The organism is Micromonospora sp. AMSO12t (assembly GCF_008806585.1).
GTDB lineage: Bacteria > Actinomycetota > Actinomycetes > Mycobacteriales > Micromonosporaceae > Micromonospora > Micromonospora reichwaldensis.
This window is the reverse complement of record NZ_WAAS01000531.1, coordinates 1-1,035: the sequence shown is the minus strand read 5'-3', so window position 1 is coordinate 1,035 and position 1,035 is coordinate 1. Positions and strand designations below refer to the sequence as shown.

The following is a 1,035-nucleotide window of genomic DNA, read 5'->3' as shown; positions in this document are numbered from 1 at the left end:
GTATAAGCGACAGGGCCAGCAGCACCACGGCTACCACGGCCACTACAAGCGCAAGAAGCACAAGAGCTTCCTGGACGAGATGTTCGGCTGGCCGGGGTAGCCGCCCTGCTGGTGGGCGGGCTGTGCCGGGGCCGCGCCCTGCTGGCGACTCCAGTTGGCCTCCGCCTCGAACAGCTTCTCCAGCTCACCGCGATCGAGGAAGATCCCCCGGCATTCGCCGCACTGGTCGATGGTGACGCCGCTGCGCTCGTACTGGCGCATTTCTCCGTGACACTTGGGACAGGTCAGGCTCATCCTCCGACCGTACCCGGTCAGGTCACGCAGTCGCTGTCAGCGCTTCCGTGACTTCGGAGTCGGCGACCTCGTGGAAGTCCTCGTAGTAGGTGCTCACCGCCATGAACTCCGGCGGGTGCTGGGCGCAGACGACCTGGTCGGACTCGGCGGCCAGCATCTCGTACGCCTCCTGGGAGCCGACCGGGACGGCCACCACGACCCGGCGGGCGCCGAGGTGACGGGCGACCTGGACGGCGGCGCGGGCGGTGGCCCCCGTGGCCAGGCCGTCGTCGACGATCACGGCAGTGCGCCCGGTCAGGTCGAGCGGCGGCCGACCGGCGCGGTAGAGCCGTTCCCGCCGTTCCAACTCGGCCTCCTCGCGGCGGACGACCTCGGCGACGTCGTCCTCCGTGAGTCGACTGGCGACGACGTCGTTGAGGACCCGCACGCCGCCGGGGCCGAGCGCGCCGAAGGCCACCTCGGGCGCCCACGGCATGCCGAGTTTCCGGACGACCAGCACGTCGAGGGGTGCGCCGAGACGCTCGGCGACCACCCGGGCCACGGGCACGCCGCCGCGTACCAGCCCGAGGACGATGACGTCCGGTGCGCCGATGAGTGCGGTGAGCCGTTCGGCGAGCGTCCGGCCCGCCTCTTCGCGGTCGCGGTAGGTGGTCATGCCTCAGGTCTACGCCGTGTCGCCGGCCTCCGCCCGCCGGTTCGCGGAAACCGGGGGGTGCAGGGCGGGGGCCCACGCGAGGAGGG

1 protein-coding gene and 1 pseudogene are annotated in these 1,035 nt (G+C 71.8%); both read right to left on the bottom strand.

What is annotated here, in order from left to right:
• Window positions 1-84: 84 nt before the first annotated feature.
• A pseudogene (locus tag F6X68_RS32805) lies at window positions 85-294 on the bottom strand (zf-TFIIB domain-containing protein); the annotation flags it as partial.
• A gap of 22 nt (window positions 295-316) precedes the next feature.
• Complete coding sequence (locus F6X68_RS32800) at window positions 317-949, bottom strand: phosphoribosyltransferase (protein WP_132235514.1); 633 nt, start codon at window positions 947-949, stop codon at window positions 317-319.
• Window positions 950-1,035 lie beyond the last annotated feature (86 nt).